Here is a 23,379-nt window from a genome sequence, read left to right on the forward strand (position 1 = left end):
GGTCCGGCCCGTGTCGTCGGCGTCGGCCAACCCGGCCCCGGCCGCGCCGCCGGCCACCCAGGCCGCGCAGCCCGCCCCGGCCCCGGCCGAGCGGGAGGCCAGCGTGTCGACCGGCGCGTTCGGCGCCCGCGAGGCCGCCGAGACCCGGCCCGAGCAGCAGAGCGCGTCGGGCACCGGCCCGTTCGCGATCCCGCGCCCGACCGAGCCGCCGACCCCGATCACCTCCAAGGTCACCCAGCCGGTGCCGCGCCGCCCGGTCGTCTTCGAAGAGCAGGAAGACGAACTCGACGTGCCCGACTTCCTGAAGTAACCGCTCATCCATGACCCACGCCGCACCCTCCCCCCGGGGTGAGGAGATCGCGGCGGGGCTGGCCGAGGTCGAACGCCGCATCACCGACGCGTGCGCCGCCGCCGGCCGGTCCCGCTCCGAGATCACGCTCATCGCGGTGACCAAGACCTACCCCGCCTCCGACGTCCGCCTCCTGGCCGGGCTCGGCGTCGCCGACGTCGGGGAGAACCGCGACCAGGAGGCCGCCGCCAAGGCCGCCGAATGCGCTGACCTGGCGCTGACCTGGCACTTCATCGGCCAGTTGCAGACCAACAAGGCCCGGTCCGTGGTCGCCTACGCCGACCTGGTCCACGGCGTCGACCGGCTCCGCCTCGCCGAGGCGCTGTCCCGCGAGGCCGTCCGCGCCGGGCGCGAGATCGGCTGCCTCATCCAGGTCTCCCTCGACGGCCTCGCCGGCCGAGGGGGCGCGCTCCCCGCCGACGTCCCGGCTCTCGCCGACGCGCTGGCCGCGCTTCCCGGGCTCTCCCTTCGGGGCGTCATGGGGGTCGCGCCGCTGGGGGAGGACCCGGCGCCCGCGTTCGCGCGGTTGCACGGGGTGGCGCAAGCCGTACAAAAAGATCATCACCACGCGAACGTCATCTCGGCGGGCATGAGCGGCGATCTGCCCCAAGCGATAGCCAACGGCGCGACACACCTGCGAGTCGGTACGGCGTTGCTCGGCCGCCGGAAGCCCTTCGTCAGGTAATGTCCCCCGAGTAACAACTAGGTACGATCAGCGGTTCGCCAGCACGAGAGACGCGGACGGCCGAAGGACGGCCGCCGCAGACGACAGGCACGGAGTTCCGCCACGGACCTTCAGCCATGGGCACGGTAGACGGAGGACGACGGAGCGATGGCCGGCGCGATGCGCAAGATGGCGGTCTACCTCGGTCTCGTGGAGGACGACGACCGTTACGACCGATACCGCGAGTACGCCGACGAGTTCGGCGACGACTACGACATCTCTGGCGACTTCAACCCGCAGGGCACCCAGGGCCGTGACGGGAACGACGACTCGGTCGTTCCGGCTCCGCGTCCCTCCGCGGCCGTGATCGAGCGGCGCACGACCGATCTGGCGCGGATTACCACGCTCCATCCCCGTACCTACAACGAGGCGCGCACCATCGGCGAGCACTTCCGCGAAGGCACCCCGGTCATCATGAATCTGACCGAGATGGTTGACAGTGACGCGAAACGGCTCGTCGATTTTGCGGCAGGTCTGATTTTTGGCCTACACGGCAGCATTGAACGTGTTACCAACAAGGTGTTCCTGTTGTCCCCGGCCAATGTCGAGGTGACGGCTGAGGACAAGGCACGGATCGCGGAACGCGGCTTCTTCAACCAGAGCTAGAGTTCCGTGTATGAACAGTGAGCGGCACCCCGGCGGCCCGAACGCCCGGAGGATGCGGACCTGGACGGAGGCGAGGCTCGACCGTGGGGATCGTTAGTGAGATCTTGGTCGCTGTCCTGGCCCTCTACCTGGTTCTGCTGATCGGACGGATGATCTTCGAGACGGTCCAGGCGTTCGCCAGATCCTGGCGGCCCAGGGGACCGGTGCTGGTCCTGGCGGAGGCCACATACACCGCCACCGACCCACCTCTCAAGTTTCTCCGCCGTTTCATTCCTCCCCTCAGGTTGGGTACGGTGGCCTTTGACCTAAGCTTCACAGTGCTGTTCATTGTGGTCTTGGTCTTGATCCAAGTCGTGTCCGCGCTTCGTTGATCGGGTACCGTCCCTCCGGACAGACTCCAAGCGCGCCAAGGAGACCCAAATGCCGCTGACGCCCGCCGACGTGCGGAACAAGCAGTTCAGTACCACCCGGTTGCGACCGGGCTACGACGAGGAGGAGGTGGACGCCTTCCTCGACGAGGTCGAGGCAGAGCTCGACCGCCTCATCCAGGAGAACGAGGAGCTGCGCGCCAAGCTGGCCGAGTGTCTCCGGGGCAAGGTTCCCGGCGGCATGGCCATGGGCGGCATGCAGATGGCCCCCGCTCCCGTCGCCGAGACCCCCCAGGCTCCCCTTCAGCAGCCGGAGCCGATGGCTCCGCCGCAGCCGGTGCGCCCCGAGCCCGTTCCCGTCGGCATGGGGCTGCCCCCGGCCGAAGACAACATGGACACCGCGGCCCGCGTGCTCGCGCTGGCCCAGCAGACCGCCGACCAGGCGATCGCCGACGCCCGCCGCGAGGCCGACGAGACCGTGACCCGCGCCCGCCGCGAGGCCGACGAGGTTCTCGGCAAGGCCCGCCGTCAGGCCGAGCAGGTCATCGGCGACGCGCGTGCGCGCGCCGAGACTTTGGAGCGTGACGCTCAGGAGCGTCACCGCCAGGCGATGGGCTCGCTGGTGCAGACCCGCGACGAGCTCGAGCGCAAGGTCGACGAGCTCCGCAGCTTCGAGCGGGAGTACCGCAGCCGTCTGAAGCTCTACCTGGAGAACCAGCTCGCCGAGCTGAACGTCCAGGCCGAGGGCAGCGGCGGCTTCCCGATCGTCGGCAACCCCGCCATCCAGCAGGGCCAGCCCGGCCAGCCGCAGATGGCCCACGCCGTCGCCCCCGGTCCGCAGATCCAGGCTGTCCCCAACCCGTTCGCCACCGAGCAGCACTCCGGAGGCTTCCCCGCCCCCGACGGCTCTCACGGCGAGCGCCGGTAGGGTATCCGCTTCTCGCACGCGTACAGGTAGTTCGGAAGGCCGCCCCCCGTGATCCTTGTCAGTGCCGCCCTTGTTCTCGCGGCGATCGTCCTGCTGATCGCCGGTGTCGTACTCGGGATGGCATTCCTCGTGATGTGGTCGATCGTGATCAGCGTGCTGAGCGCGGTCTGCCTGCTGATCGGGGCGCTGCTGAGGCGTCACGAGCTGTTCCCCGCCGGAGGCCGGGCCGCTGTCGAGGCCCATCAGGCCGCCGTGGCGCCGCAGATGGCGCCCCACATGGCGCCGCAGATGGCCCACGCCGGAATGCCGGTCTACGGTGCGCCGACGGCCATGCCGACCGCGCCGCCGGTTCCCCCGGCGGCTGCCCCCGCCTATCCGCCCAACCCGACCGTGACCGCCCCGGTGCCCGTCCCCGGGCTGGGGCCCGACTCGATCGTGCTGGTGATCCCCGGCCGTAAGAGGTTCCACCGGACCGGCTGCCGGCAGCTCGTCGGCCGCGACACCGAGGAACTGACGGTCGAGGAAGCCAGGGAAGAGGGCTTCTCGCCCTGTACGACCTGCGTCGTCGACGCAGCCGCAGACGACACCTGGGCCACCACGGTCCAGGAGACGAGGGTGGAGCCGGCCGACACCCCCGGGCGCGCCGGTTCGGTGCCTCCGGCCGCCTCCACCCCTCCCGTCGTCCCCCCTGTGGTCCCGCCCTCGGCTCCCTCCCTGGAGCCGTCCGACTCCACCGCCGTCTTCCGCGCCGAACCGCCGTCGGCCGGATGGCCGGAGCCGGTCCCGTCCGACCGGCCCGAGACCTCCCGCCCCGCCACGCCGGGCGGCCGGCCCGAGCCCGCGGCCAGGAAAGAGTCGCCGGCCAGGGTCAACCCCTACGCGAAGACCGGTCCGGAGACCCGCGCGAAGACCGAGCAGGAACCCGAGGCCGAGAGCCCGGTTCCCTCGTTCGAGGCCGCCAAGCCCGAGGCCGCCAAGCCCGACGCCGCCAAGCGCGAGGCCGCGAAGCCCGAGGCCGCGAAGCCGACGAGCGCCGAGCCCGACGTCGAGCCCGCCGCCGTGAAGCCCGACGCCGCCACGCCGGAAGCCACGCCCGAGGCCGCCGCATCGAAGCCCGCGCCCGATGAGCCCTCGCCGAAGAAGCCCTCGCTCAAGGAGCGGGAGCCCGCCGAGGCCGAGCCCGTCAAGCCGTCGATCGAGATTCCCGCGGCCTCGTCGTCGTGGAACGCCTTCTCCCGGCCCGCCGCGCCCGCTGAGGCCGATGCGGACGAGGAGGAGGTCGTCGCCGAAGACCGCGACGGCGACACCGTCGAACGTAAGCTGCCGCCGCCCATGGTGAAGGTCATGGAGGGCACCCGGCGTTACCACACGCCCGACTGCCCGCTGATCAAGGGCGAGGAGGACGGCATCGAGACCATGTCCCAGCCGGCCGCCGAAGAGGCGGGCCTGACGCCCTGCACGGTCTGCGACAAGTCCTGAGACTTGCATAGAAGAAGGCCCGGTGGATCGAATCCACCGGGCCTTTCTTCGTCCCCATGTAGCACCCCGCGCAAGCGTCTGCCCGGCGATTGCGGGGTTAGTCGTCGCGAGGGTGCTCATTTTCGCGACGGGCATGGTGCGCCGTCGATCGTCACGTCGAGCTCCGTGCCTCCCGGGTGCCCGGCGGGACCAGGTCCCGCCGGGCTTCCTTCTAGGCCTTGCGGAGCTGGAAGGCCAGGCCCAGGTCGGGGTCTTCGTGCCGGTGGAGGCCCGCCTCGGCGCCTTCGGTGAAGGACGTGGCCAGGACCTCCTCCGCCACCAGGCCGCCGCCCTCGCGGAGGGCGGTCGCCAGGTCGCCCTCGGCGGCCCACCACAGGTCGATGCGGTCGGTGATCGACAGGCCGGTCGACTTGCGGGCGTCCTGGACCAGGCGGATGACCTCGCGGACCAGGCCGGCGCGGCGCAGGTCGTCGGTCATGGCCAGGTCGAGGGCGATGGTCTCGCCGGTGCCGGTGTCGACGGCGCCCGTCTCGACCGCCCAGCCCGACTTGGGCTGCTCGGTGATGATGAGGTCGTCGCCGGCCAGGGTGACCTCGCCGAGTTCGCCCGCCTCCAGAGTGGCCGAGCCGCCCGACCTGACCGCGCGGGCCAGGGTGCCGGGGTCGGCCGCCGAGACGGCCGCGGCGACCAGTTTGGTCTGGCTGCCGAACCGCTTGCCCAGGGCCCGGAAGTTGGGCTTGACGGTGAAGGTGACCAGGTCGGCCGAGAAGCCCGACAGGTCTTCCAGCGCCAGGACGTTGAGCTCGTCGGCGATCAGCTCGCGCAGTTCGGGCGACAGGGCCGACCAGCCGGGGGCGCCCACGAGGGCACGGCCGAGCGGCTGGCGGGTCTTGACCGACGACGACGCCCGCGCCGAGCGGCCCAGTTCGACCAGGCGGCGGACCAGCGCCATCTGCTCGGTCAGGGCCGGGTCGAGGTAGGAGGGGTCGACCTTCGGCCAGGTCGCCAGGTGGACCGACGCCGGGGCGTCGGGGGTGCGCAGGGCGTCCCAGACGTAGTCGGTGGTGAAGGGGACCATCGGCGCCATCAGGCGGGTGACGGTCTCCAGGCACTCGTACAGGGTCGCGAACGCCGACTCCTCGCCCTTCCAGAAGCGGCGGCGGGAGCGGCGGACGTACCAGTTGGACAGGTCGTCGAGGAACTCCGTCAGGCGGCGGCCCGCGCGGGCGGTGTCGAAGACGTCGAGGGCGGCGGTCACCTCGGCGACCGTGCGGTGCAGCTCGGCCAGCGCCCAGCGGTCGATCAGCGGGCGGTCGGCGACGGTCGCGCCCGGCGTCCACGACGAGGCGTTGGCGTAGAGCGTGAAGAAGCTCGCCGTGTTCCAGTAGGTCAGCAGGACCTTGCGGACGATCTCCTCCAGCGCCGCGTGCCCGATCCGGCGCGGCGACCACGGGGAGCCGTTGACCCCCATGTACCAGCGCAGGGCGTCGGCGCCGTGCTGCTCCATCAGGGGCATCGGGCGCAGCACGTTGCCGAGGTGCTTGCTCATCTTGCGGCCGTCTTCGGCCAGGATGAGGCCCAGGCACAACACGTTCTCGTACGACGATTTGTCGAAGACCAGGGTCCCGACGGTCATCATCGAGTAGAACCAGCCGCGCGTCTGGTCGATGGCCTCGCAGATGAACTGGCCCGGGTAGGCGGCCTCGAAGACCTCCTTGTTGACGTGGGGGGCGCCCCACTGCGCGAAGGGCATGGCGCCCGAGTCGTACCAGACGTCGATCACGTCGGGCACGCGCCGGGCCTCGCCGCCGCAGTCGCCGCAGGGGAACACCACGTCGTCGACGTAGGGGCGGTGGGGGTCGAGCGCCGACAGGTCCTGGCCGGCCTTCTCGCCCAGTTCCTTCAGCGAGCCCACGCAGGTCACATGGTCTTCGTCGCAGATCCACAGCGGCAGCGGGGTGCCCCAGTAACGCGACCGGGACAGCGCCCAGTCGACGTTGTTGCGCAGCCACTCGCCGTAGCGGCCGTTCTTGATCGTGTCGGGGAACCAGTTGGTGCCCTCGTTCTCGGCGAGCAGGCGCTCCTTCACCGAGGTGGTGCGGATGTACCAGGAGGGGAGCGCGTAGTAGAGCAGCGGGGTGTGGCAGCGCCAGCAGTGCGGGTAGCTGTGCTCGAAGTGGCTGCCCCGGAACAGCAGCCCGCGCGCCCTGAGGTCGGCCGTGAGGCCCTCGTCGGCGTCCTTGAAGAACTGGCCGCCGACCTGCGGGACGTCGGCCAGGAACCGGCCGTCGGGGCCGATCGGGTTGACGACGGGCAGGCCGTAGCGCTTGCAGACCGTCATGTCGTCGGCGCCGAACGCGGGCGCCTGGTGGACCAGGCCCGAGCCGTCTTCGACGGTGACGTAGTCGCCGAGCACGACGAAGTGGGCGCCGGGGATGTCGACCAGGTCGAAGGGCCGCTGGTACGGCGTGTGCTCCAGCTCGGTGCCGAGGAACGACTCGCGGACCGTCCAGCCCTCGCCGAGGGCAGCGCCGACGAGCGGCTCGGCCACGACGACCGGGGTCTCGCCCTCCTTCTCGGCGACCACGTAGGTGACCTCGGGGTGCACCGCCACGGCGGTGTTCGACACGAGGGTCCACGGGGTGGTCGTCCAGATCAGCAGGTCGACGCCCTCGAAGCGGCCCGAGGTGACCGGCATGCGGACGTACACCGAGGGGCTGGAGACGGTCTCGTAGCCGCCGGGCTGGCCGAGCTCGTGGTCGGACAGGCCGGTGCCGCAGCGCGGGCAGTAGGGGGTGATGCGGAAGTCGCGGAACAGCAGGCCCTTGTCGAAGACGACCTTCAGCGACCACCAGACGGCCTCGACGTAGGCCGGGTCCATCGTGCGGTAGGCCTGGGACATGTCGACCCAGTAGCCCATCCGCTCGGTCATCTCCTCGAACGCGTCGACGTGCCGCAGGACGGACTCGCGGCAGCGGGCGTTGAACTCGGCGATGCCGTAGGCCTCGATCTGGGGCTTGCCCGACAGGCCCAGCTCCTTCTCGACGGCCACCTCGACGGGCAGGCCGTGGCAGTCCCAGCCCGCCTTGCGCGGCACGTGGTAGCCGTTCATCGACTTGTAGCGCGGGAAGACGTCCTTGAAGACGCGCGCCTCGACGTGGTGGACGCCGGGCATGCCGTTGGCCGTCGGGGGGCCCTCGTAGAAGACCCAGGAGGGACCCGTGGCGTTCTGTTCGAGAGAACGCTCGAAGATCTTGCCGTCGCGCCAGCGCGCCAGCACCTCGTGTTCGAGACGCGGCAGGTCGACCTGCGCGGGCAGGGGATGGAACTGGTGGCTGGACACTGATCCTCCACGCTCATCGGACAATGGCGCGGAGGGACGAGACCCTCGCGAGTCCCGCGGTACCACCCTCCTTGGCCCCCGCGAACGGGAACCCACTCTTTATCGGCCGGTTCTACTGGGCGTGACGCCGTTCTTCCGGCGGCTCCGGGGTGATCTTCTTCACGCGCCTCGCCCCGGGCTTCCACCGTCCCCGGGTCGCTCGTGCGAGGGGGGCGTGCGTACTCGTCCCCATCAATGCCGTGCAATTCCCAAAGATAACGCAGCGGTCGGGTGCTGGCTTCCCGATATCGGGGTAGGGAGCGCGGAACACGCGGCGAGGCGGTGGCGTTGAATCCACATCTCGGCGCGGAGGTATGCGGCAAACGGGGAGGAGCAAGCCGTCCGGTACGGATGGCGTAAAAGCGTCGGCGCGTCGATTGCCGATCTTGTTTTCGCATACCTACGATGCCCGGACTTGCACCATCACTGCATTTGGGAGGCCCTATGGCCACGCGTGCGGCCAAGCCCGCCGTCACTGAGGACGTCTGGTCCGCCGATGAACTCGCGGCCGTCCGCGACCGGTTGCTGACCGAGATCGAGGAGCTGCAGGTCGACATCGCCCGGGCCGAGGCTTCCCTCGCGCTCGGCAACTCCTCCGAGGGCGCCGGCGACGACCCGGCCGACGCCGGAGCCAAGACCTATGAGCGCGAACGTGAGATCGCCCTTACCCTGAATGCGCGCGATCTGCTCGCGCAGAACGAGCGGGCGATCGCCCGCATCGACGCGGGAACATATGGGGTGTGCGAATCGTGCCAACGGCCGATCGGGAAGGAACGTCTGCAGGCGTTCCCGAGGGCGACGCTGTGCGTGGCGTGCAAGCAGCGGGAGGAACGCCGCTGACGCAGGACGATGCGACGCGGGCGCGGCGGATCAAGCTCCTCGCCGCCGTGGCCGTTCTCATCTACGTGTTCGACCTGATCACCAAGTTCCTCGTGGTCGAATACCTCGAAGACCGGCTGCCGACGGTGCTCATCCCCGACGTGCTGGTCTTCAACGTCATCCGGAACCCGGGGGCGGCGTTCTCCATCGGCACCGGCATGACGATCGTCTTCACGATCATCGCCGCGGTGGTGATCGGCGCGATCATCCGCACCGCGCGGCAGCTGCGTTCGCTGCCGTGGGCGATCGACCTCGGCCTCCTGCTCGGAGGCGCCCTCGGGAACCTGACCGACCGGATCTTCCGGTCGCCGGCCCCGTTCCAGGGCCACGTGGTCGACTTCGTCCAGGTGTTTCCCGCGACCAACTTCCCGATCTTCAACGTCGCCGATTCGGCGATCGTCTGCGGCGGGATCCTGGCCGTGTTCCTGGCCTGGCGCGGCTACCAGATCGACGGCACCCGCGAGGGGGCGGTCAAGGATGCCTGACCAGCGGTCGCTGCCCGTCCCCGACGGGCTGGGGGGAGAGCGGCTCGACGCCGCTCTCGCTCGTCTCTTCGGCTTCTCCCGCACCCGCGCCGCCGAGCTCATCGTGGGCGGCGACGTGCTCGTCGACGGCTCGCCCGCCGGCAAGTCCGACCGGGTCTCGGCCGGGTCGTGGCTCGACGTCACCATCCCGCCGCCGGTCGCCGCGCCCATGCCGGTGGCCGAGCCGGTCCCCGGCATGACGATCCTGTACGAGGACGACGACGTCGTCGTGGTGAACAAGCCCATCGGCGTTGCCGCCCACCCCTCCGTGGGCTGGACCGGCCCGACCGTCATCGGCGGCCTGCTGGGCACCGGCCACCGGGTCTCCACCAGCGGCGCGGCCGAGCGGCAGGGCATCGTCCACCGGCTCGACGCCAACACGACCGGCTGCATGGTCGTGGCCAAGAGCGAGCGGGCCTACACGCTGCTGAAGCGGGCGTTCAAGGAACGCACCGTCGAGAAGCGCTACCACGCCCTGGTCCAGGGCCACATGGACCCGCTGCGCGGCACCATCGACGCGCCGATCGACCGGCACCCCTCCGGCGACGGCCGCTGGGCCGTCGTGGCGGGCGGCAAGGACTCGGTCACCCACTACGACACCCTTGAGGCGTTCCGGGCGGCCTCGCTGCTCGACATCCGCCTGGAGACCGGGCGCACCCACCAGATCCGGGTCCACATGTCGACCATGCGCCACCCGTGCGTGGGCGACCTGCAGTACGGCGCCGACCCGACGCTGTCGGCCCGTCTGGGCCTGTCGCGGCAGTGGCTGCACGCGGTGATGCTGGCCTTCGAGCACCCCTCGACCGGCGAATGGGTCACCTTCAACGCCGACTACCCGGCCGACCTCGCCCACGCGCTCGACGTGATCGCCGACTCGTGACCTCAGGCGAGTGAGCCGAGGCGGGCCAGCGCGTCGCCGGTGAGCCGCAGGCCCGCCGCCTCGACGTTCTCCCTCAGGTGGGCGACCGAGGAGGTGCCCGGGATGACGCAGATCGTCGGGGAGCGGTGCAGCAACCACGCCAGCGCCGTCTGCTGCGGGGTCGCGCCCAGGTCGCGGGCGACCTCGTCCAGCACCTGCGACTGGAACGGGGAGAAGCCGCCCAGCGGGAAGAACGGGACGTAGGCGAGGCCCTGCTCGGCGCAGACGTCCACCAGGGCGTCGTCCGACCGGTCGACCAGGTTGTAGGCGTTCTGGACGCAGACCACCGGCGCGATGCCCCGGCACACCAGGAGCTGGTCGGCGGTGACGTTGCTGACGCCCAGGTGGGCGATCAGGCCCTCGTCCATGAGGGCGGCCAGCACGCTGAAGGGCACGGTCGGGTCGCCGGTGTCGAACATCCTCAGGTTGACCACGTCGAGCCGCTCGACGTCGAGGCGCTTGAGGTTGTCGTACACGGCCTCGATCAGTTCGGGTTCGGTCAGGGCGGGGTGCCACGACCTGTCGGGACCGCGCCGGCCGCCGACCTTCGTGACGATGCGCAGGCCGTCGGGATAGGGGTGCAGCGCCTCGCGGATGAGGTCGTTCACCACGTGGGGGCCGTAGTAGTCGCTGGTGTCGATGTGGAGCAGGCCCAGGTCGGCGACCGTCCGCAACACGCGGATCGCCTCCGCCCGGTCTTTCGGCGGGCCCCAGATCCCCGGGCCCGTCAGGCGCATCGCGCCGTAGCCCATGCGGGTCAGGGCCAGATCGTCGGTGAGCTTGAGGATTCCGCCGGTGATGTCGTCCATGGCCGAATCGTGCCCGGTGGGGACCCCGTTAGGGGTGATCATTCGTCAGGAAGTCGGCCGTCAAGCTGACCGGTGCTTTCCAGGCTTTGGTTTTCCTGGCCCTGGCTTTCCTCCCCGGTGTTCTCCTCCACCGTGCCCTCCTCGGGGGCGGGGTCCTGCGTGGGCTCCTGGGTGGGGGGCGCCTCGTCCTCGGACTCCTCGTCCGGGGGGTTCGGCTTCTTGCCGGACTGCCCGGACGGGCTGGCTTTTGGGGAGGGGGCCTGGGCCTCCTCCTGTGGTTCCTGCTGCTTGTTCTCGCGGCGTTCCGTCGGCTGGGCGACCGGTTCCTCGTCGGTCGTGGCCTCGACGGTGGCGTCGGGGGTGGCCTTGACCTTCTTCTTCGCCGGGACCTGCGCCGGGATCGTGTCGACCGGGGTCACCGGAGGGTCCCCGGCCGTCAGGTAGGCGACCGTGCCCGCGCTCAGGCCCACCGCCAGGACCGCAGAGACGACCGCGGTGAAGGGCCACTTCTTCCGGGGGCTCTCCATGGTCGCCGGGGGCGAGGGCGGGGGCGGCGGGACCGGGATGAAGGGGGCGGTCGGCTCCGCGGTGATGCCGTTGACGATGTTGTGGAGGTGGCTCTCGGCCTCCACCGCGGTCATGCGGCGGGCCGGGTCCTTCTCCAGGAGGCCGTGCAGGACCGGCGTGAGGGGTCCGGCGCGGTAGAGCTGGCCGTACGGCTCGTACATGACCGCCGCCAGCGAGGCCATGGCGTGGCCCCGGTGGAACGGTGAGCGGCCCTCCACGGCCAGGAAGAGGGTCACCCCGAGCGACCACATGTCCGAGGCGCGGACCGCGCGGCCCCCTGCCGCACGCTCCGGGCTGATGAACGCCGGCGTGCCGACGAGGGAGCCCGTCCGGGTCACCGGGCTGTCGTCCTCCATCGCCGCGATGCCGAAGTCGGTCAGCACCGCCCGGCCGTCGGGGGTGATGAGCACGTTGTCGGGCTTCACGTCCCGGTGCAGCACGCCCGCCGCGTGGGCCGCCTTCAGCGCGCTCAGCACCTGCAGGCCGATGGTCGCCACCCGGTGGGGGCGCATCGGGCCCTCGTCGCGGATCAGCGCGCCCAGGGTCGTGGACGGCACGTACTGCATCACGATCCACGGATGGCCGCGTTCCTCGAAGACGTCGTAGACGGCGGCCACCGCCGGGTGGCCCACCCTGCCGGCGGCGCGCGCCTCCCGCAGGGTGCGGATCGTGAAGATCTCGCGCTCGGGGCCGGACAGGTCGGCGTTGAGCTCTTTCACGGCGACTTCGCGTTCCAGGGTTTCGTCCAGGGCACGCCACACGGTGCCCATGCCACCCCGGCCGAGAGGTTCGATCAGGCGATAACGGCTGGCGACGATACGGTCGGACGTCTGAGACTCGGGCATGCGGCCCGGCTACCCCGGCAGGGGAATCACATGCCCGTTATTCGTAGCAGTCCCGTAACTACCGCCGCGACGACGAGGACGGCCAGGAACGGGGCGCGCAGCAGCAGGGCGATCACGGCGGCCGCCAGACCCGCCGTCCTGGGCCAGTCGACACCCTGCCCGAACGACTGGACGGCGATCAGCGCGGCCAGCAGCGCCACCGGCACGACCGTGGCGAACCGCCGCACGGCCGGGTGGTCGAGCACCTTGCGCGGGGCCGCGAGACCGGCGTATTTCAGCAGGTAGCAGCCGAGGCAGGTGGCGATGACGGCCCACCAGAGGGTCACTTGACCAGCACCACCAACGCGCCCGCCGCGGCGAGCAGGACCGGCACGCCGGGCGGCAGGAACGGGGTGGCGGCCAGCGCGATCGCCGCCCCGGCCAGCGCCACCTTCCGGTCTTCGGCCGACTCCTTCAGGCGCGGCCACAGCAGCGCCAGGAACGTGGCCGGTCCGACCGCGTCGAGGCCGAACACGGCCGGGTCGCCGACCGCTGACGCGCCCACGGCGGCCAGGAAGGTCGTCAGGTTCCAGGTGACGTACAGGCTGGCGAAGGTCGCGAAGAAGCCCGCCCGCGCCTCTCCGGGGTGGGCGAAGGCGACCGCCGAGGTCTCGTCGATGACGCCGTGGGCGGTGAACGCCCGGAACCTCGTCGGGAGGAGGGCGGCGAGGCGCAGGCCGTACAGGCCGTTGCGCGCCCCCAGCAGCAGCGCGCCCGCGACGCCCGGCACCAGCGCCCCGCCCCCGGCGACCACGCCCGCCAGCGCGAACTGGGACGCGCCGGTGAACGCGAACAGGCTCAGCGCGCACGCCTGCGCGACCGACAACCCGGCCGTCACCGCCGCCGCGCCGAACGCCAGCCCCGACACCCCCACCGCGAGGCCGACGCCGAGACCGGCGCGGACCGCGTCCTGCCTGGCCGGCATCAGATCGGTCGGAACGTCCGGGCGAAGGCCCGGAACCAGGGGGCCGCCTTGGCCCACGACTGTTCGGGGACCTGCCAGTAGAGGGCGTAACACTGGTTGTCGATGCGGAACGCGCGGTCGTAGACGCGCCAGGTGCCCATCGACGTGGTGTGCACGAACTCCCAGTCGGCGCCCGGGGCGGCGAACCCGCCGACGGTCAGCGAGGTGCGCTTCATCGCGATGCGCCGGTAGTCGCGCAGCAGGCCCTTCGAGGTCGACGCCTGCTCGACCACCTCCAGCGCCTCCAGCGGGTCGTCGCGCTCCCACGGGGTGAGGTCGACCTGCAGGTAGCCCTGCATGCCCGGCCCCTGGAAGTAGACCCGCTGCCCCTCGCTCCGGTAGGGCGCCCACCCGGGCGGCAGCGCCACCGCGAACCGCAGCCGGTCGTCCTGGTATTCGCTCCAGCCCTGCGGCAGCGGCGGCGCGTCGTCGGGCGTGGGAGTGGGCGTGGGCGTCGGCTCGGGCGTCGGTTCGGGGGACGGCGGCCGCGTCACCGGGTCGAGACCGCCGGCCACCACTCCCGGGTCGCCGTTCGCGGTGAGGGTCGTGTACGCGAAATAGCCGCCGATGCCCACCAGCGCGACCAGCAGGGTCGCCAGGGTGACGATCAGGAACTTGTCCCGGTCCTTCTCCGGCGGGGGCGGCGTGGTGTAGGTCGGCTGGCCGGGGCCGTAGGGGCCCACCGGGGTGTGGCCGTTCGCGGGCGGCGGCGGTGCGCCGAACCCGTGCCCGCCGGTGAACTCGGGCGGGGTCGGCGCCGGGACGCCGTTCTGCGGCGGGTTCCTGGTCTGGCCGCCCTGCGGGTTCCACTTGCCGGAGGCCGCCTGGTGGAGCAGGTCCATCGCCTCGTCGGCGCCCATGCGGCGGGCCGGATCCTTGCACATCAGGCCGTCGAGCACCGGCCCGAGCGGGCCCGCCCGGTGGGACACCGGGGTCTCCTCGTGGAGGACGGCGGCCATGCTCGCGATCGGCGTGCCCCGGTCGAAGGGGGAGCGGCCCTCGACCGCCGCCCACAGGGTCGCGCCCAGCGACCACAGGTCGGACTCGGGGGTCGCCGGGTGGCCCGACAGGCGTTCCGGGGGGAGGAAGGCCGGGGTGCCGGTGATGGAGCCCGTCAGCGTCACCGACGGGTCCTCCGTCATGGACGCGATGCCGAAGTCGGTGAGGACCACCCGGTTGTCGGGGGTCAGCAGCACGTTCTCGGGCTTCACGTCGCGGTGCAGGATGCCGGCCGCGTGGGCGGTCACCAGCGCGTCGAGGACCTGCGCGCCGATCGCCGCCACCCGGTCGGGCACCAGGGGGCCGTGGCTGCGCAGCGCGTCGCCGAGCGAGGTCGAGCGCACCAGCTGCATGACGATCCAGGGGCGGCCGTCCTCCTCGATGACGTCGTGGACGACGATCACGTTCGGGTGGGACAACCGGCCCGCCGCACGGGCCTCGCGGATGGTGCGGCGGTTGAACTCGGCGCGGTCGTCGTCGCTGAGGGCGGTGTAGAGGACCTCCTTGACCGCCACGGGGCGGTCGAGCAGGTCGTCGTGGGCGCGCCAGACCACGCCCATCCCGCCGCGGCCTATCCGCTCCTCGAGCTGGTACCTCCCCGCGAGCCGGCGCGACCCTTCCACATCATCCCCCTTCGGACCGTTTGGCATCGTCCCATATCGGGGGCTACTTGTCGGGTTCGAAGGACTTGGCGAAGTTGTCGAAGTAGTGGCGGTACTTGTCCCAGTCCTTCTCGCGGGTCTTCCAGAGGATCGCGTAACCGTGCTTGTCGTCGACGACGAAACCGCGGTTCAGGATGTGGCCGGTGTTGCCGCCCGGCTCCCAGGTCCATTCCCAGTCGGCCGCGTTGCGGAAGTAGCCGTCGACCTTCTTCATGTCGAGCCGCTTGTAGTCGTTCCACTTGTACCGCGTCGCCGACTCCAGGTCCTTCCAGTTCTTGAGCGCGTCCTTGCCGGGGCTGCTCGTCTGGTCGATCTGGAGGTAGGCGCCGTCGAGCGGCCCCTTGAAGTAGGTGCTGGTGGCGTCGTAGCGGTCGACCTTCCAGCCCGGCGGGAGGGCGACGGAGAAGCCGGTCCGGTCCTTGTACGTCTTCCATCCGTCGGGCAGCTTGTCCTCGTCCTCCTCGGAGGGGGACTCGGAGGGCTTCGGCGACGGGTCCTTCTCCTCGTCGTCGGACGGGGTCGCCGACGGCTTGTCGGACTCCTCGCCGCCCGCACCCTCGGACGGGTCGCCCGACGGGTCGGCGGCGGCGGAGGTGGCCGGGGGCTTGATCGTCGCGGCCGTGCCGGAGCCCTCGTTGGCCTGCTCCATGCCGAGCCACAACGCGACGCCGCCCACCACGAGGATCGCCGGGATCGCGATCAGCGCGGCCTTGAGCAGGCCGTTCCTGCGCTCGGGGATGTCGACCGTGCTCCAGGCGTTGCGGCCCGAGTCGGGGAGCGGCACGGAGACCTGCTCGCCGTAGCGGGTGTGACCGGGCTCGTCGGCGAAGAACGGCGACGCGGCGACCGGTTCGGCGTGGAAGGCGCCCGGGGCCGCGCTCGACTGCCGGGCCGGAGCGGGCTCGCTCGGCCGCAGCGCCTCGGCAGGACGTCCCGCGCCCGGCCGCACGCCCGCGCCGCCGTAGGGGGCGCTCGGCGGGCGGCGGTTGCCCGGCTTGGGGGCGGGCTTGGGCTCGGCGGCCGGTTCCTTGCCGGCCTCGGCGCCGTCCTCCTGCGCGAACTCGCGCACGGGGTCGGGCTCGGTGGCCTGCCGGGGGATCTCGGGCCTGGCCGCGCCGGCGGAGGACGCCGGGCCGGCCTTCCTGCCCGCGGATTCGGCCGAGGGGGCCTGGTCCGGAACCGCCTTGTCCGGAACCGCCTTGTCCGGAACACCCTTGTCCACGGGAGCCTTGCCGGCGGCGCCGCCGCCCGGGCGGCCCTTGGCCGGGGCCGCGGGGGGCGTGCCCGCGGGCTCACCGGGTGCTTCGGCGGGTGCTTCGGCGGCCGGCGGCTTCTTGGCCGGCTTCGCCGCCGGTTTGGGCTTGGGCGCGGGCTTGGCGGGTTCGGCCGCCTCGGCCGGACGCTGGGCCGGGATCGCGTCGCCGGTCTGCGGACCGGGTTCGGCGTCCGTCGACGGGGACGGCTTCTCGGCGCGGGATGCGGCCGGCGCGTCGTCGACGCGTCCAGGACCGGATTTCTTGGGGTGTTTGGTCGGGGTCGTCGGCAGGTCGGGGTCGGTGGCCTCGAAGGCCTCCGGGGGCACCGCCGACGGCTTCGGCACGCCGTTGGCCCGCCCGGCGCGCTGCGGGGAGGGCGGCGAGGGCCAGCCCGAGGCGTCGACGGGGCGCGGCGCGGCCTGCTCGGTCGCCGCGCGGCGCAGCAGGCGGGCGGTCTCGTCGTAGCCGGGGCGGGTCGCCGGGTCCTTCTCCAGGAGCCGGTCGAGCACCGGGCGCAACGATCCGGCGTTCTTGGCCGGGTCGGGCGGCTCGGTCAGCACGGCGTGCATGGTCGCCATGGCCATGCCCTTGTCGTGGGGCGGGCGGCCCTCGACGGCGGCGTAGAGGGTCGCGCCGAGCGACCACAGGTCGGACTCGCGCTGGGCCGGGCCGCCGCGCAGCCGCTCGGGCGCGATGAACGCGGGGGTGCCGACCAGGCCGGTACGCGTCATCGTCGAGTCGGTCTCGACCCGCGCGATGCCGAAGTCGGTCAGCACGACGCGCCCGTCGTCGGCGAGCAGCACGTTCTCGGGCTTCACGTCACGGTGTAACACGCCCTGCGCGTGGGCCGCCCGGAGCGCGTCGAGGATCTGCAGCCCGATCTCGGTCGCCCGTTTGGGCGTGAGCGGCCCGTCCTGCCGGATCACCTGCCCCAGCGACCGCGACTCGACGAGCTGCATGATGATCCACGGCCGCCCGTCCTCCTCGATCACGTCGTGGACGACGACCACATTCGGATGGGTCAGCCGCCCGGCGGCGCGCGCCTCCCGCATGGTCCGGCGGTTCAGCTCGGGCAGCTCGTCGCCCATCGCGCTGTCGTACCGGACCTCCTTCACCGCGACGGCGCGGTCGAGCAGCTCGTCATGGGCCCGCCACACGATGCCCATGCCGCCCCGGCCGATGGGTTCTATCAAGTGGTACCGGCCCCCGACGAGTCGGCCTTCCGCGTTCGTCATCCCCACCCCTTCCAGAACCCATGAATCGTCCCATGGATGGCAAAGGGATCAAACGCGAGCAGTACTGCCCTGGTAATCTCACGACATGTCCGTACGGATCGCGGATCTGACCATCGGAGAAGGGCGGCCGGTCGCGGTCCTCGGGGGTCCGCTGCTCGTCGAGTTGTCGCCTTCGGTCGAACTCGACGCCCTCGCCGGTCCCGCCGTCGCGGTCGTCGTCGACGACCTGACGCTCGTCCGGGCCGCCGCCCGCCTCGCCCTGCCGGTGATCCTCAGACGACCGCGCGACGCGTCCCTGCTGGAGTGGCTGACCGCCGCCGACCGCTGCGAGGCCGAGGGGAACGCCTCGGTCGTGCTCTGCGAGGCGGTGCCCGACCTGGCGTTGGTGAAGGCCGCCCGCGCGGAGTCGGGGCGGCCGGTGATCGTCGACCTGGGGAAGGACGCCGTGCTCGCCGGAGCCGCCGTCGCGGCGGGGGCCGACGGGCTCCTGCTCGGTCCTGACGCGCCGCCCGAGGTGGTCGACGCCGCCGTGGAGGACGCCCGGCTGATCGGCGCCGTGGTGCGCCCCGAGGTGCCGGAGGACCTGCCTCAGGCCCGCGCGGCGATCGACCGGGCCGACGCCGCCCTCGCCGTCATCCTGGAGCGCCGGGCCGAGCTGGCCGGGGCGATCCAGCGGCTCAAGCCCGTCGGCGGGTTCGCCGGGCGCGACCCCGAGCGGGAGCGCAAGGTGGTCGCCGCGATGGCGCAGCGCGCGCCGCGCCTGGGCGAACCGGGACTGCGGCCGATCATGGCGGCCGTCATTGAGGCGGGACTACACGCTGCTGAACGTGAGTGGCCGGCGCCCGCTTCACGTTGACCAGCCGCCAGCCGAGCCAGATCCCGCCCGCCAGCACCGGGATCAGGTAGAACGCCAGCCGCTGGTCCTCGTCGGCGAACGGCATCAGCACCACCACCAGCGCCAGGAAGCCCAGCGTCAGCCAGTTGGTGTAGGGCGAGCCCGGCATCAGGAACGCGGGCCGGGGCAGCTCGCCGCGCGTCCAGGCCTGCCGCAGCTTGATCTGGCAGTAGATCAGGGTGCCCCAGGTGGTGATCGTCCCGAGGGAGGAGATCGCCACCGCGATGGTGAAGGCCCGTTCCGGGATGTATGAGTACACCGCCACCCCCACCACGTAGACGGCGGCCGTCATGAGGATCCCGCCGATCGGCACGTGCCGGGAGCTCAGCGACCGGGTGAACCGGGGCGCCTCGCCGCGCTGCCCCATCGACCGCAGGATGCGCCCGGTGGAGTAGAGCCCCGAGTTGCACGACGACAGCGCCGCCGTGATCACGATCAGGTTCATCACGTCGCCCGCCCACGGGATGCCGAGCTGGGTGAACACCGTCACGAAGGGCGACTCTCCCGCGCTGTACGACGTCCACGGCAGCACCATGCCGAGCAGCAGCACCGACCCGACGTAGAAGATCGCGATGCGCCAGATGACGCTGTTGACGGCCTTCGGGAGCACCTTGTCGGGGTCCTTGGTCTCGCCGGCCGCGATGCCGACGAGCTCGATGGCGGCGTACGCGAACACCACGGCCTGCAGGCTCATCAGCACCGCCCCGAACCCCATCGGGAAGAACCCGCCGTGGGAGGTCAGGTTGGCGGGCGAGGCCCCCTCGACCGAGAAGATCACCAGGTAGAGCCCGACGATCAGGAACGCCACGATCGCGACGACCTTGAGCAGCGCGAACCAGAACTCCAGCTCGCCGAACGCCTTCACCGAGGCCAGGTTCACCACCAGCACGACCCCGAGCGCGATCAGCGCGGTGAGCCAGCGCGGGAAGTCGGGCGCCCACAGGTGGACGTAGATCGCGATGGCGGTCAGCTCGGCGATGCCCGTGGCGGCCCAGTTGACCCAGTACATCCAGCCGCTGGCGAACCCGGCCCACGGGCCGACGAACTCGGTGGCGTAGGAGACGAACGACCCGGAGGTGGGCCGGTAGCTGACCAGCTCGCCGAGGGCCCGCATGACGAAGAAGGCGGCGACGCCGGCGACGGCGTACGAGATCACCAGGGCCGGTCCGGCGGCGGCGAAGCGGCCTCCGGAGCCCAGGAACAGGCCCACGCCGATGGCGCCGCCGATCGCGATCATCTGGACCTGGCGCTTGCCGAGGGCGTGCGAATACCCCTCGTCGAGATTGGTTTTCTCCACCGTTTCCCCCCGGAAAGATCTCTTCCGCGACCGTAGTCCGGCGGGGTGGTGATCAGGCGTAGGCTCTACATCCGTCGGTCGGAAGATGGGGGTCCCATGGGCGATTCGTTTGTGCATCTGCACGTCCACACCGAGTATTCGATGCTCGACGGTGCGGCCCGGCTGAAGCAGATGTTCAAACTGGTGGGCGAGCAGGGCATGCCCGCCATCGCGATCACCGACCACGGCAACATGCACGGCGCCTTCGAGTTCTACCGGCAGGCCACCGCCGCCGACGTGAAGCCGATCATCGGCATCGAGGCCTACATCGCCCCCGACGCCCGCTTCAACAAGAAGCCGGTCCTGTGGGGCGAGCCCCACCAGAAGAGCGACGACGTCTCGGCCGGCGGCTTCTACACCCACATGACGATCTGGGCCAAGAACCGCGCGGGCCTCCACAACCTGATGAAGTTGTCCTCGCGCGCCTACACCGAGGGTTTCCACCGCAAGTGGGCCCGCATGGACGCCGAGATCCTGGCCGAGCACGCCGAGGGCCTGATGGCCACCACCGGCTGCCCGTCGGGCGAGGTGCAGACCCGCCTGCGCCTCGGCCAGTACGACGAGGCCGTCAAGGCGGCGGCGAAGTTCCAGGACATCTTCGGCAAGGACAACTACTTCCTGGAGATCATGGACCACGGCCTCGACATCGAGCGCCGCGTCCGCGAGGGCCTGACCCGGATCTCCCGGGAGCTCGACATCCCGCCGCTGGTCACCAACGACTCCCACTACACCTACGAGTCCGACGCCCAGTCCCACGACGCCCTTTTGTGCGTGCAGACCGGCAAGCAGCTCTCCGACCCGGGCCGGTTCCGGTTCGACGGCAGCGGCTACTACATCAAGTCGGCCGACGAGATGCGCGCCGTCGACTCCTCCGACCTGTGGCAGGAAGGTTGCAGGAACACCCTCCTCGTCGCCGAGAAGGTCGACCCGACCGGGTTCTTCCAGCACAAGAACCTGATGCCGACCTATCCCATCCCCGAGGGGATGACCGAGGAGGAGTTCTTCCGCCAGGAGGTCTGGAAGGGCATGCACCGCCGCTTCCCCGGCGGCGTCGACGAAGAGCACCGCGAGTGGGTCGAGAACGAGCTGCGGGTCATCGTCCAGATGGGCTTCCCGAGCTACTTCCTCGTGGTCGCCGACTTCATCATGTGGGCCAAGAACAACGGCATCCGGGTCGGCCCCGGCCGTGGTTCGGCGGCCGGCTCGCTGGTCGCCTACTCCCTCGGCATCACCGACCTCGACCCGATCCCGTTCGGCCTCTACTTCGAGCGGTTCCTGAACCCCGAGCGCGTCTCCATGCCCGACGTCGACATCGACTTCGACGAGCGCCGGCGCGCCGACGTCATCAGGTACGTCACCGAGAAGTGGGGCTCCGACAAGGTCGCCATGATCGCCACCTTCGGCACGATCAAGGCGAAAGCGGCCGTGAAGGACGCCGGCCGCGTCCTGGGCTACCCCTACGCGCTCGGCGACAAGGTCTCCAAGGCGTTCCCGCCCGCCGTGATGGGCAAGGACATCCCGCTCTCCGGCATCTTCGACAGCGACCACCCGCGCTACAACGAAGCCGGTGAGCTGCGCAAACTCTACGAAGAAGACGTCGACGTCAAGTCGACCATCGACCTCGGGCGCGGCCTTGAGGGCCTGATCCGGCAGACCGGCGTGCACGCCGCCGGCGTCATCATGTCGTCGGAGGTGCTGACCGACTACATCCCGATCATGCGCCGCGACTCCGACGGCGCGATCATCACGCAGTTCGACTACCCGACCTGCGAGACGCTCGGCCTGCTGAAGATGGACTTCCTCGGCCTGCGCAACCTGACGATCATCGACGACTGCCTGAAGATGGTCGAGCTCAACACCGGCAACAAGATCGAGCTGCTCGACCTGCCGCTCGACGACGCCAAGACCTACGAGCTGCTGGCCCGCGGCGACACCCTCGGCATCTTCCAGCTCGACGGCGGCGGCATGCGCACCCTGCTGCGGCTGATGCGCCCCGACAACTTCGAGGACATCTCCGCCGCCCTCGCGCTCTACCGTCCGGGCCCGATGGGCGCCAACTCCCACACCAACTACGCGCTGCGCAAGAACGGCCAGCAGGAGATCACCCCGATCCACAAGGAGCTCGAGGAGCCCCTGGCCGACATCCTGTCGACGACCTACGGCCTGATCGTCTACCAGGAGCAGGTCATGGCCATCGCCCAGCGCGTCGCGGGCTACTCGCTCGGCGGCGCCGACCTGCTGCGCCGCGCGATGGGCAAGAAGAAGAAGTCGGAACTCGACAAGCAGTACGAGTTCTTCGAGAAGGGCATGAAGGACAACGGCTTCTCCAAAGAGGCCATCAAGGCCCTGTGGGACATCCTGCTGCCCTTCTCCGACTACGCCTTCAACAAGGCCCACACCGCCGGATACGGCCTGGTCTCCTACTGGACGGCCTACCTGAAGGCCAACTACCGCGCCGAATACATGGCCGCCCTGCTCACCAGCGTCAAGGACGACAAGGACAAGTCGGCCCTCTACCTCAACGAGTGCCGCCACATGGGCATCAAGGTGCTGCCGCCCGACGTCAGCGACTCCGACTTCGACTTCACCCCGCGCGGCGCCGACATCCGGTTCGGCCTGTCGGCGATCCGCAACGTCGGCGGCAACGTCGTCGACGGCATCATCGCCGCCCGCAAGGAGAAGGGCCGCTTCACCGACTTCAAGGACTTCCTGCGCAAGGTCCCGGCCCAGGTCTGCAACAAGCGGGTCATCGAGTCGCTGATCAAGGCGGGGGCGTACGACTCGATGGGCCATGTCCGCAAGGGCCTGGTGATGGTCCACGAGCAGGCCGTCGACGCGATCATCGACATCAAGAAGAACGAGGCCATCGGGCAGGACTCGCTGTTCGGCGCGGTCGACGGCGGGGAGGACCAGACCTTCGACGTCACCATCCCCGAAGGGGAGTGGGACAAGAACACCGTCCTGCAGTTCGAGCGGGAGATGCTCGGCCTCTACGTCTCCGACCACCCGCTCCTCGGCGTCGAGCACATCCTGTCGAGCGGCGCCGACTGCTCGATCACCGCCCTCCAGGACGACTCGCGGCCCGACGGCCAGATCGTCACGGTCGGCGGCATCCTCAGCGGCGTGCAGCGCAAGGTCACCAAGAAGGGCGACACCTGGGTCCTCACCCAGCTCGAAGACCTCGGCGGCTCGATCGAGGTCATGATCTTCCCGTCGGCCTACCAGCTGTGCGCGACGATCCTGGCCGAAGACGCGATCGTCTTCGTCAAGGGCCGCATCGACAAACGCGAGGACGTCGCCAAGATCATCGCGATGGAGGTCACCCAGCCCGACCTGACGGTCGAGTCGGGCGGACCGCTCGTGGTCAGCCTGGCCATGGCCCGGGTCACCCCGCCCGTGGTCGGCCGGCTGAAAGAGGTGCTGACCACCCATCCCGGCACCACCGAGGTCCACCTCCAGGTGCACAACGGGCCGCGTACGACCGTGATGCGCCTCGACGACCGCCTGCGGGTGACCCCGAGCCCGGCCCTGATGGGCGACCTCAAGCAGCTCCTCGGACCGGCCTGCCTGGGGGCGTAGCGTTACCCCGCGTTACGCTGTGTTAGGTTGACCAT

18 protein-coding genes and 1 pseudogene are annotated in these 23,379 nt (G+C 70.8%); 11 read left to right on the plus strand and 8 right to left on the minus strand.

Annotation, left to right across the window (positions count from 1 at the left end):
• The 6 genes and pseudogenes from AW274_RS41280 to AW274_RS42640 form a co-directional block, all read left to right on the plus strand.
• A pseudogene (locus AW274_RS41280) lies at positions 1-310 on the plus strand (cell division protein FtsZ); the annotation flags it as partial.
• A 10-nt stretch (positions 311-320) separates the two neighbouring features.
• Positions 321-1,034 carry a YggS family pyridoxal phosphate-dependent enzyme gene (locus tag AW274_RS15415; protein WP_062432078.1) on the plus strand — a complete coding sequence of 238 codons (714 nt, stop codon included), beginning with the start codon at positions 321-323 and terminating at the stop codon, positions 1,032-1,034.
• 147 nt (positions 1,035-1,181) lie between these two features.
• Positions 1,182-1,679, plus strand: a complete 498-nt coding sequence (locus AW274_RS15420) for a cell division protein SepF (protein ID WP_062432080.1) — start codon at positions 1,182-1,184, stop codon at positions 1,677-1,679.
• Between the two features lie 83 nt (positions 1,680-1,762).
• Positions 1,763-2,050, plus strand: a complete 288-nt coding sequence (locus AW274_RS15425; RefSeq protein ID WP_030450315.1) for a YggT family protein — start codon at positions 1,763-1,765, stop codon at positions 2,048-2,050.
• A gap of 49 nt (positions 2,051-2,099) precedes the next feature.
• Entirely contained in the window at positions 2,100-2,975 is an 876-nt protein-coding gene (locus AW274_RS15430; RefSeq protein WP_062432081.1) for a DivIVA domain-containing protein, read from the plus strand.
• 48 nt (positions 2,976-3,023) lie between these two features.
• Positions 3,024-4,454, plus strand: coding sequence for a hypothetical protein (locus AW274_RS42640; RefSeq protein WP_062432083.1), 1,431 nt, complete (start codon positions 3,024-3,026; stop codon positions 4,452-4,454).
• Between the two features lie 211 nt (positions 4,455-4,665).
• Here the strand turns inward: AW274_RS42640 and ileS are convergent, their stop codons facing one another.
• Positions 4,666-7,797 (minus strand): isoleucine--tRNA ligase, encoded by a 3,132-nt coding sequence (ileS, locus tag AW274_RS15440; protein WP_062432085.1) that lies wholly within the window; start codon positions 7,795-7,797, stop codon positions 4,666-4,668.
• 483 nt (positions 7,798-8,280) lie between these two features.
• Here ileS and AW274_RS15445 point away from each other — a divergent pair, with 483 nt between their 5' ends.
• From AW274_RS15445 to AW274_RS15455, 3 genes are read left to right on the plus strand one after another with little or no spacing between them, the layout of a single operon-like run.
• The gene (locus AW274_RS15445; protein ID WP_062432087.1) at positions 8,281-8,676 is read left to right on the plus strand and encodes a TraR/DksA family transcriptional regulator; all 396 of its coding nucleotides are present in this window, start codon (positions 8,281-8,283) and stop codon (positions 8,674-8,676) included.
• Positions 8,649-9,200, plus strand: coding sequence for a signal peptidase II (gene lspA, locus AW274_RS15450; protein WP_232320132.1), 552 nt, complete (start codon positions 8,649-8,651; stop codon positions 9,198-9,200). The genes AW274_RS15445 and lspA overlap by 28 nt, the downstream gene beginning before the upstream one ends.
• Positions 9,193-10,119: an RluA family pseudouridine synthase gene (locus tag AW274_RS15455; RefSeq protein ID WP_062432089.1), complete on the plus strand. Its 927-nt coding sequence runs from the start codon at positions 9,193-9,195 to the stop codon at positions 10,117-10,119. Before lspA ends, AW274_RS15455 begins: the two co-directional genes overlap by 8 nt.
• Before the next feature lie 2 nt (positions 10,120-10,121).
• On the opposite strand, the gene AW274_RS15460 is transcribed toward AW274_RS15455, so the two are convergent.
• Genes AW274_RS15460 through AW274_RS41285 form a run of 6 tightly spaced genes read right to left on the minus strand, consistent with a single transcriptional unit; the run spans position 10,122 to position 17,534 of the window.
• Positions 10,122-10,967 (minus strand): oxidoreductase, encoded by an 846-nt coding sequence (locus tag AW274_RS15460; RefSeq protein WP_062432090.1) that lies wholly within the window; start codon positions 10,965-10,967, stop codon positions 10,122-10,124.
• 38 nt (positions 10,968-11,005) lie between these two features.
• Positions 11,006-12,379, minus strand: a complete 1,374-nt coding sequence (locus AW274_RS15465; RefSeq protein WP_062432092.1) for a serine/threonine-protein kinase — start codon at positions 12,377-12,379, stop codon at positions 11,006-11,008.
• A 26-nt stretch (positions 12,380-12,405) separates the two neighbouring features.
• A complete protein-coding gene (locus AW274_RS15470) occupies positions 12,406-12,705 on the minus strand; it encodes an AzlD domain-containing protein (RefSeq protein ID WP_062432095.1) in 300 nt (99 codons plus the stop codon).
• Complete coding sequence (locus AW274_RS15475; protein ID WP_062432097.1) at positions 12,702-13,343, minus strand: AzlC family ABC transporter permease; 642 nt, start codon at positions 13,341-13,343, stop codon at positions 12,702-12,704. The genes AW274_RS15470 and AW274_RS15475 overlap by 4 nt, the downstream gene beginning before the upstream one ends.
• On the minus strand, positions 13,343-15,004 hold the full coding sequence (locus tag AW274_RS15480) for a serine/threonine-protein kinase (protein WP_198169241.1): 1,662 nt from the start codon (positions 15,002-15,004) through the stop codon (positions 13,343-13,345). Before AW274_RS15480 ends, AW274_RS15475 begins: the two co-directional genes overlap by 1 nt.
• A gap of 43 nt (positions 15,005-15,047) precedes the next feature.
• A complete protein-coding gene (locus AW274_RS41285) occupies positions 15,048-17,534 on the minus strand; it encodes a serine/threonine-protein kinase (RefSeq protein ID WP_083974324.1) in 2,487 nt (828 codons plus the stop codon).
• 85 nt (positions 17,535-17,619) lie between these two features.
• Here AW274_RS41285 and AW274_RS42975 point away from each other — a divergent pair, with 85 nt between their 5' ends.
• On the plus strand, positions 17,620-18,390 hold the full coding sequence (locus AW274_RS42975; protein WP_083974326.1) for a chorismate mutase: 771 nt from the start codon (positions 17,620-17,622) through the stop codon (positions 18,388-18,390).
• Here AW274_RS42975 and AW274_RS15495 read toward each other — a convergent pair.
• Positions 18,332-19,726 (minus strand): amino acid permease, encoded by a 1,395-nt coding sequence (locus AW274_RS15495; RefSeq protein ID WP_062432104.1) that lies wholly within the window; start codon positions 19,724-19,726, stop codon positions 18,332-18,334. The genes AW274_RS42975 and AW274_RS15495 overlap by 59 nt on opposite strands.
• Before the next feature lie 96 nt (positions 19,727-19,822).
• Here AW274_RS15495 and dnaE point away from each other — a divergent pair, with 96 nt between their 5' ends.
• The gene (dnaE, locus tag AW274_RS15500; protein WP_062432106.1) at positions 19,823-23,344 is read left to right on the plus strand and encodes a DNA polymerase III subunit alpha; all 3,522 of its coding nucleotides are present in this window, start codon (positions 19,823-19,825) and stop codon (positions 23,342-23,344) included.
• Positions 23,345-23,379 lie beyond the last annotated feature (35 nt).

It is taken from the genome of Herbidospora daliensis (assembly GCF_001570585.1).
Taxonomy (GTDB): domain Bacteria; phylum Actinomycetota; class Actinomycetes; order Streptosporangiales; family Streptosporangiaceae; genus Herbidospora; species Herbidospora daliensis.

Excerpts from the sequence above, each read along its gene's own strand:
- AW274_RS15415 (WP_062432078.1), top strand. The coding sequence starts at position 321 with ATGACCCACGCCGCACCCTCCCCCCGGGGTGAGGAGATCGCGGCGGGG.
- AW274_RS15420 (WP_062432080.1), top strand. The coding sequence starts at position 1,182 with ATGGCCGGCGCGATGCGCAAGATGGCGGTCTACCTCGGTCTCGTGGAG.
- AW274_RS15430 (WP_062432081.1), top strand. The coding sequence starts at position 2,100 with ATGCCGCTGACGCCCGCCGACGTGCGGAACAAGCAGTTCAGTACCACC.
- AW274_RS15445 (WP_062432087.1), top strand. The coding sequence starts at position 8,281 with ATGGCCACGCGTGCGGCCAAGCCCGCCGTCACTGAGGACGTCTGGTCC.
- AW274_RS15455 (WP_062432089.1), top strand. The coding sequence starts at position 9,193 with ATGCCTGACCAGCGGTCGCTGCCCGTCCCCGACGGGCTGGGGGGAGAG.
- AW274_RS15460 (WP_062432090.1), bottom strand. The coding sequence starts at position 10,967 with ATGGACGACATCACCGGCGGAATCCTCAAGCTCACCGACGATCTGGCC.
- AW274_RS15465 (WP_062432092.1), bottom strand. The coding sequence starts at position 12,379 with ATGCCCGAGTCTCAGACGTCCGACCGTATCGTCGCCAGCCGTTATCGC.
- AW274_RS15475 (WP_062432097.1), bottom strand. The coding sequence starts at position 13,343 with ATGCCGGCCAGGCAGGACGCGGTCCGCGCCGGTCTCGGCGTCGGCCTC.
- AW274_RS41285 (WP_083974324.1), bottom strand. The coding sequence starts at position 17,534 with ATGACGAACGCGGAAGGCCGACTCGTCGGGGGCCGGTACCACTTGATA.
- AW274_RS42975 (WP_083974326.1), top strand. The coding sequence starts at position 17,620 with ATGTCCGTACGGATCGCGGATCTGACCATCGGAGAAGGGCGGCCGGTC.
- dnaE (WP_062432106.1), top strand. The coding sequence starts at position 19,823 with ATGGGCGATTCGTTTGTGCATCTGCACGTCCACACCGAGTATTCGATG.